At 71.9% G+C, this 4,935-nt stretch carries 5 protein-coding genes and 1 pseudogene; 1 reads left to right on the top strand and 5 read right to left on the bottom strand.

Going from position 1 to position 4,935, the window contains the following annotated elements; translation table 11 throughout:
• Both AB8Z36_RS30010 and AB8Z36_RS30015 read right to left on the bottom strand, forming a co-directional pair.
• Positions 1–268: transposase (locus tag AB8Z36_RS30010; protein ID WP_369216534.1), on the bottom strand; the 268-nt coding region annotated here is incomplete at its 3' end.
• Position 269: 1 nt separating this feature from the next.
• A pseudogene (locus AB8Z36_RS30015) lies at positions 270–434 on the bottom strand (transposase); the annotation flags it as partial.
• 192 nt (positions 435–626) lie between these two features.
• Here AB8Z36_RS30015 and AB8Z36_RS30020 point away from each other — a divergent pair.
• Positions 627–1,277: an FMN-dependent NADH-azoreductase gene (locus tag AB8Z36_RS30020; RefSeq protein WP_369216531.1), complete on the top strand. Its 651-nt coding sequence runs from the start codon at positions 627–629 to the stop codon at positions 1,275–1,277.
• A gap of 28 nt (positions 1,278–1,305) precedes the next feature.
• Here the strand turns inward: AB8Z36_RS30020 and AB8Z36_RS30025 are convergent, their stop codons facing one another.
• The 3 genes from AB8Z36_RS30025 to AB8Z36_RS30035 all read right to left on the bottom strand — a co-directional run bounded on the left by AB8Z36_RS30025 (position 1,306) and on the right by AB8Z36_RS30035 (position 4,819).
• The gene (locus AB8Z36_RS30025) at positions 1,306–2,499 is read right to left on the bottom strand and encodes an alanine--tRNA ligase-related protein (RefSeq protein WP_440582030.1); all 1,194 of its coding nucleotides are present in this window, start codon (positions 2,497–2,499) and stop codon (positions 1,306–1,308) included.
• A 304-nt stretch (positions 2,500–2,803) separates the two neighbouring features.
• Positions 2,804–3,361: a TetR/AcrR family transcriptional regulator gene (locus AB8Z36_RS30030; protein ID WP_369216532.1), complete on the bottom strand. Its 558-nt coding sequence runs from the start codon at positions 3,359–3,361 to the stop codon at positions 2,804–2,806.
• Positions 3,362–3,370: 9 nt separating this feature from the next.
• Positions 3,371–4,819: an amidase gene (locus AB8Z36_RS30035; RefSeq protein ID WP_369216533.1), complete on the bottom strand. Its 1,449-nt coding sequence runs from the start codon at positions 4,817–4,819 to the stop codon at positions 3,371–3,373.
• Positions 4,820–4,935: the final 116 nt, after the last annotated feature.

Here is a 4,935-nt window from a genome sequence, read left to right on the forward strand (position 1 = left end):
CAACGGTCCAGKCGACCCCACCGACCGCGTCCGAGTGCTGCTGGACGTGGGCCAGGAGGCGGTCCCAGGTGCCGTCGGCAGACCAGCGGCGGAAACGTTCATAGACCGTCTTCCACGGGCCATACCGCTCGGGCAGGTCCCGCCAGGCAGCCCCGGTGGACAGCTTCCACAGGATCCCGTTGACCACCTGCCGGCGATCCCGCACCGGACGACCCATCCGCGGTGGAGCCAGAAACGGCTCGATCACCGCCCACGACTCATCACTCAGGCCGCCAGGCAGCCCCGGTGGACAGCTTCCACAGGATCCCGTTGCCCACCTGCCGGCGATCCCGCRCCGGACGACCCATCCGCGGTGGAGCCAGAAACGGCTCGATCACCGCCCACGACTCATCACTCAGCTCATGACGACGCACCACGAACAGACCAACGACCACAGCACTTTGCGGACACGGCCTAGGACGAACCGGCGGGGCAGACGGGTGAAGTGAATCACAGGGGGTGGACCTGAAGCGCGCTTGAGGAAGCAGGCTGTGCGGTGTGAAGGGGGCGCCACGGGGGGTCCCCTTCACACCGAGTCACCTGTCGCGCTGCCGCGCTGTTCCGCCTGTCACTCATGGAGCGTCATCATGGCCACCCTGCTGCACATCGACACCTCGCTCAACGGCGACAACTCGCACTCCCGCGCGGTCACCGCCGCGTTCCGCGAGGCCTGGGAGAGCGAGCACCCGCGGGGCACGGTGATCTACCGTGACCTCGACGCGGACCCGCTGCCCCACCTGCGGGCCGACGCCTTCTACGCCGGATTCACCGCCCCCGCCGACCGCACCCCCGAGGAACGGGCGGCCTTCGCGCTGCGGGGCGAGCTGATCGAGGAGGCCGAGAGCGCGGACGTGCTCCTGCTCGCGGCCCCCATGTACAACTTCTCCATCCCCTCGACGCTCAAGGCCTGGCTCGACCACGTCTTCGCCATCGGCCGCACCGCGGGGACGGCGAACCCCACCCTCGCGGGCAAGCGCACCGTCGTCGTGACCAGCAGGGGCGGCTCCTACCGCGAGGGCACGCCCAACCACGGCAACGACTTCGTGCAGGACTTCCTGCACAAGGCGCTCGGCGACGGACTCGGCCTGGACGTCACCTTCATCGTCCCGGAGCTGACCATGGCCCCGACGGTCCCGGCGATGGCCGACCTCGTCCCGTTGTACGAGGCATCGCGCGCCGAGTCACTCGCCGCCGCAGAGTCCCACGCCAGGGCGCTGGCCACCGAGTTGGCCGCGTAACCGGTCCCGGGTCCGGGTGCCCGCCCCCTCACTCCTCCCGCAGGCTCAGCACGAGGTCGCGCGGCAGGCCGTGCGTGTCGTGGAGGTAGTGCAGGTCCTCCTCGTCCAGCGGGCCCCGGAAGCGGGGGCGGGAAAGGACCTGCCTGCCGCGCTCCAGGAGGCGGCGGAAGCGCTGCTCCTCCTCGCGGAGCACCTTCCGTACGTCCTCCTCGTCCGTCTCCTGGCGGAAGTGGTCACGGGTGTGCCGGAACAACTCGTCCGGCAGCGAGCCCAGTTCGCGCGAGGGGTCGTCGCGCCACAGTACGGTGAGCACCCGGCGCACCAGGCGCCGCAGCACATAGCCGCGGCCGGTGTTGGCCGGGCGCACGCCGTCGCCGATGACCACCATGGCCGAGCGCAGATGGTCGCAGACCAGCCGCAGTGTGGGTTCGTCCAGGGTCCACAGCGAGGGGACGTGACGCCGCCAGGGGTCGAAGATGTCGCACTCGAACACCGACGTCCTGCCCTGGAGCAGGGAGGCCAGCCGCTCAAGGCCGAGACCGGTGTCGATGTTGCGCTGGGGGAGCGGCACGAGCGAGCCGTCCTCCAGCCTGCGGTGGCGCATCATCACGTGGTTCCACACCTCCACCCACCGGTCGTCCTGGGTGGGTGTCGAGCGCGGCGGGGTGTCACCGAGCCACAGGAAGATCTCGGAGTCGGGCCCGCACGGGCCCGTCGGTCCGTTGTGCCACCAGTTGTCCTCGACGGTGAGTTCCACGGGGACGCCGTGCCGCTGCCACACCTCAAGGGAGGGTGTGTCGGGACCGACCTGCTCGTCGCCGCCGAAGACCGTGGCGTGCAGCAGCCTCGGGTCGATGCCGAAGCCTTCGGTGAGCAGCCCGTACCCCCAGTCGAGGCTCTGCGGGCCGTCGTAGTCGCCGAGCGACCAGGTGCCCAGCATCTCGAAGACCGTCAGATGGGTGAGGTCGCCGACCTCCTCCAGGTCGGTGGTGCGCAGACAGCGCTGTACGTTGACCAGACGCCTGCCCAGGGGATGCGGGCGCCCCTCCAGATAGGGGGTGAGCGGATGCATGCCCGAGGTGGTGAACAGCACCGGGTCACCGGGCGGGGGCAGCAGCGTCGACCCGGTCGTGCGGTGGTGTCCGCGCTCCTCGAAGTACTCGACGAACGTCCGGATGATCCGGTCGGTGCTCAGTGTCTGTGGGGTGAGGTGGGAATGCACGGGAGTGGCTCCTTCGCGTACGGGCGCGGGAGGCGGCCGGACCACGGTCCGCACGTGCACGATCACCGGATTCAGGCGGTGGAGCCGGAGTCAGGGAGTCATCATCGGCGGGCCGTTTCCGGTCGCCGATGGGAAGAGGACGTCAGGCGGCGGCAACCGGCGAGCTGGTCGCTCGCGCGGTCGCGAAGGTGTCTCGTCCGATGACGTTCATGGAGCCGACGATAACGCGCCCGGCCCGCGGGGTCACGCGATTAAACGTACGGCCCCCACGCGGCCTCCGTGGTGTGCCCCCTGCTGATCCCGGTCAGTCGCCCAGCACCGACGCCACGAGCCGTCGCGCGTACGGCGCGTCGAGCTCCGTCGGGCGGAAGAGGATGCGGTACATGATCGGCGCGACGACACCGTCGACGACGGTCTCCGTGCCCGGCACCGCCTCCCCTCGCTCGGCGGCCCGCGCGAGGATGACGTCGATCTGCTCGGCGGCGTAGGCGGAACACTGGCCGGCGTTGCTGCCGTCGGGGTCGCCGAGCAGGGCGTCGCGGATGTAGGCGCGCCCGGCGGGCGAGGACATCTCGTCGAGGAACTGCTCCGCCCACGCGCTCATGTCCGCAGTGAGGCCACCGTGGTCGTCCGGCGCGCTCTCGGGGCGCAGGCGCTCCACGGCCACGTCGGAGAGGAGTTCTTGCAGGTCGCCCCAGCGGCGGTAGACGGTCGACGGTGTGACACCGGCCCGTGCGGCGATCATGGGCACGGTCAGGTTCTCGCGCCCCGCCTCCGCGAGGAGGTCGCGCACGGCCGCGTGCACCGCCTCCTGGACCCGGGCGCTGCGCCCGCCCGGACGCACCATTGGTCTGCGACTCATGGCACCACTTTAAAGAGCACCACCTGGTGAGAGGGCACCACCCGGTGTGGGAGCACCTGGTGAGAGAGCACCGCCTCGAAGCGAGGGCGAAAGCTCCCGGGACCGCTCGTAGGCGTGCCCGGTACGCAGGAGCACGCCCTCGCCGAAGGGGCGGCCCAGCAGCTGCATGCCGATCGGCAGCCCCGCCGCGTCCTGTCCCACCGGCACGGTGAGCGCGGGGACACCGGTGATGTTGGCGGGGGCGGAGAGCCGTACGTAGGCGTCCGGGACGCTCTCCACCGTGCCGTCGGGCCAGGTGACCGTCTCCTGACCGACCGGTGCCGCCGTCATGGGCACCGTCGGCGCGGCGATGACGTCGACGTCGGCGAGCATCTCCGCCCACGCCTGCCGCATCAGGGTGCGGGCGCGCTGGGCGCGCAGGTAGTCCCCGGCGCTCATCAGCTCGCCCGCTTCGAGCAGGCCGCGGACGTCATCGGCGTACAGGTCGGGCACGCTCCGCAGGCCGCGCTCGTGGTAGGCGGTGGCCTCGGGCACCATGAGCCCCCACTGCACGGCCTGGAGGTGACCGGCCATCGGGATCCCGACGTCGACGAGGCGGGCGCCGAGCTCCGCGAGCCGTGCGACGGCGGCGCGGACGGCGGCCTCGACCTCGGGGTCGACGTGGTCGAAGTAGTGGTTGCGCGGCACCCCGACGCGCACCCCGGACAGGTCGGTGCCGCCCTCCCACCGGAGCGGGCCGTCGGGGGCGGGCACGGACGCCGGGTCGCGCGGGTCGTGCCCGGCCAGTTCGGCCAGTACGAGGAAGGCGTCCTGGACGGTCCGGGTGATCGGGCCCACGTGGTCCAGGGACCAGGACAGGGAGGTGACGCCGTGCCGTGACACCAGGCCGTAGGTGGGCTTGAGGCCGACGACGCCGTTGAGCGAGGCGGGCACGCGGATCGACCCGCCGGTGTCGGTGCCCAGGGCGAAGGCGGCGCTCCCTGCGGCCACGGCGACCGCGGAGCCGCCGCTCGAACCGCCCGCCACGCGCCGCTGGTCCCAGGCGTTGTGCGTCTGCGGTGTGGTCAGCCCGAAGGCGAACTCGTGCGTGTGCGTCTTGCCCAGCAGGACGGCACCGGCCCGCGCGAGCCGTTCGGCGACCGCGCTGTCGGAGTCGGCGCGGTGCTCCGCGCGGACCCTCGAACCGGCCTCGGTCGCCATGCCGCCGACATCGATGAGGTCCTTGAGGCCCATGGGCACCCCGTGCAACGCGCCCCGGTACCGCCCGGCGGCGATCTCGTGCTCGGCCTCGCGGGCCGCGTGGCGTGCCCGGTCGGCCGTCACGGCCGCGTAGGCGTGCAGACGGGGTTCCGTCCGCTCGACGCGGTCGAGGACCGCGTCGACGAGTTCGACGGGGGAGAGGCGGCGCTCCCGTATCGCGTCCGAGGCCTCGGTGAGGGTGAGGTCAGCGGGTGCCATGGGCGTGCTCCTGGGTGGCGTCGTCGGTCCGTCCGGGGGCCTGGGCGCGGTAGGCGGCGGCGGGCGGGGTGTCGCCGAAGTCCAGGTCGCGCAGGGTGGAGACGACGGCGTGGAGG

It is taken from the genome of Streptomyces flavofungini (genome assembly GCF_041028215.1).
In the GTDB taxonomy this organism is placed as follows: Bacteria; Actinomycetota; Actinomycetes; order Streptomycetales; family Streptomycetaceae; genus Streptomyces; species Streptomyces flavofungini_B.